This is a genomic window from Streptomyces sp. NPDC004542 (assembly GCF_040610035.1).
Classification (GTDB): Bacteria; Actinomycetota; Actinomycetes; order Streptomycetales; family Streptomycetaceae; genus Streptomyces.
Map to the genome: position 1 here is coordinate 1 of NZ_JBEXLP010000202.1, position 2194 is coordinate 2194.

Annotated in this window: 2 protein-coding genes; both read right to left on the reverse strand. The window is 77.3% G+C overall.

All coding sequences use genetic code 11. The features are described 5' to 3' along the window. Positions 1-458 precede the first annotated feature (458 nt). Complete coding sequence (locus tag ABZX30_RS38040) at positions 459-1967, reverse strand: ATP-binding protein (RefSeq protein ID WP_355943008.1); 1509 nt, start codon at positions 1965-1967, stop codon at positions 459-461. Continuing rightward, a partial coding sequence (locus tag ABZX30_RS38045) for a hypothetical protein (RefSeq protein ID WP_355943011.1) occupies positions 1964-2194 on the reverse strand: 231 nt, incomplete at its 5' end. The genes ABZX30_RS38040 and ABZX30_RS38045, both read right to left, overlap by 4 nt.

A 2194-nucleotide genomic window follows, 5' to 3' on the forward strand; every position in this document is an offset into this window, starting at 1 on the left:
GCGGGTCCCGCGCGGGGCCCGCCCCGGGCGGGGTGGGGTGGGGTGAGCGGAGGTGCTCCGCCCGGGCCGTTGCCACCGGTTTCGATATCGGCTCACGACACCCACATGTGCGTCGACAGTCGTGCGGGCTGCGGGTGCGCGGGCCGGCGCCGTGCGTGGAGGGGCCGGGGGTGTGGGGGGTGTGGGTGAGGCGGGAGCAAACGCGCCGACGGGTTCCGGTCCGTCGATGGGAGCGCTCCCACCCCACTTCCTTCGGAAGCTAGCTGAAAGCGCGTCAGATGTAAACGGTGTGCGTCGGGATCCGTCACCGGGAGCCGCTGTGGCATCCCCTCACAGGGGAGGAAATCAATGCATACCAGTCATGCCGCCGCCGGTGCGGTTCGGCGCGGCGAGCAGGACGCGGGCGACGGCGTGGGCGGCGAAGCGGGGCCCGGGGCAGGCGCTGCGGGGCGGGTGGCTCAGGCCGGCGCGGTGTCCCGGTACGCCATCGGGGACGGCAGGCCCGCGGCGTCCGGTGCCGCCGGGAGTTCGACCGTGAACTCCGTGCGGCCGGGGACGCTGGTGACGTCGAGGCGGCCGTGGTGGGCCGTCGTGATCGCCGCGGCGACGGCCAGGCCGAGCCCGGAGCCGCCCGCCGCGTCCGAGGAGCGGGCGCGGGAGGTGTCCGCGCGGGTGAAGCGTTCGAAGACGGCGGGGAGGAGGTCGGGCGGGACGCCGGGGCCGTCGTCGCGGACGCGGATGACCCGGTGGGTGCCCGTGGACTCGACGCAGGCCACCACCGTCGTACCCGCCGGCGTGTGCACCCGGGCGTTGGCCAGCAGGTGGGCCACCACCTGACGCAGGCGGGCCTCGTCGCCGGCGACCAGGGCCGGGGCGTCCAGCCGGAGCTCGAGCTGCCAGACGTGGCCGGCGCCCGCGGCCCGCGCGTCCCACACCGCCTCGGCGACGAGCGCGGCGAGATCCACCTCGGCGGAGTGCAGGGGGCGTCCCTCGTCCAGGCGGGCCAGCAGGAGGAGGTCCTCGACGAGCCCCGTCATCCGTGCCGACTCGGCCGACACCCGCCGCCAGGCCAGGACGGGCTCGATCGGGCCGGTGCCGCGGTTCATCAGCTCGGCGTATCCGGCGATGGACGCGAGCGGGGTGCGCAGTTCGTGGCTGGCGTCGGCGAGGAAGCGCCGCATGCGCTCCTCGCCGCGCCGGCGTTCGGCGAGCGAGGCCTCGACGTGGTCGATCATGCGGTTGAGGGCGGCGCCCACCTGGCCGGCCTCGGTGCCGGGGTCGGTGTCCTGGTCGGGCACCCGGGTCAGGCCGGTGGGCTCGCCGCGGCCGAGCGGTGTGCGGGAGACCGCCACGGCGGTGGCGGCGATCCGGCCGAGCGGGCGCAGCTGGCGCCGGATGACCACCGCGCAGACGCACCCGGCCACCGCGAGCCCGGCGCCGGCGACCACGGCCTCGAGCTCCACCAGCCCGCCGATGGTGTCCAGCACGTCGTCCATGGGCAGGCCGGTGAGGACCCGGATGCCGTCCGCGTCGAGGGCGGTGACGCGGTACGTGCCGAGCCCGGGGACCGTACGGGTGTGGGCCGAGCCGTCGGCCGTGATGCCGTTCAGGGCGGTGCGCTGGGCGGCGGTGAGGTCGCGCGGCGGCGCGTCCTGGCGGACGACCGCGGCGGAGAGGACCGTGCCGCGGTCGTCGAGGCGGGCGGCGAGCAGGCCGGCGGGGTGACCGTTGTCGTCGAGGAAGGTCAGGTCGGCGGGGAGCCCGGGGTGGAGCGCGGCGCCGCTCACGCCGCGTTCGGCCGCGTCGCTCACCCGGTCGTCCAGCCGGCCCACCAGGTAGGCGCGCTGGGCGAGGACGGTGGTGAGGCCCATCGCGGCACACACGGCGACCAGGGTGACGGTGACGAGGACCAGCATGCGGGTGCGCAGGGAGCGGCCCCGGGTCCGGGTACGCGGGCCGACGGTCATCTGCCGTCCTCCCCGGCCCGGACACCGTGGCCCGTGCGGATCACCGGCGGGCGGCCGGGAAGCGGGCCGAGCGGGCCCGCCTCCTCGGCGGTGAGCCGGACCGTCCCGCCCGCCCGGTGCGCCCCGTCGAGCACGGGGGCGTGCGGAGCGCGGGCACGGGCGGCCCGCGGCGCGCCCCACCCGGCATCCACCGCAGACGGCCACCGGGCCGCCCCGGTGAAGGCGGC

What these genes read in the sequence shown, in the direction of transcription:
- ABZX30_RS38040 (WP_355943008.1), bottom strand. Translation starts at nt 1,967, where the DNA reads ATGACCGTCGGCCCGCGTACCCGGACCCGGGGCCGCTCCCTGCGCACC.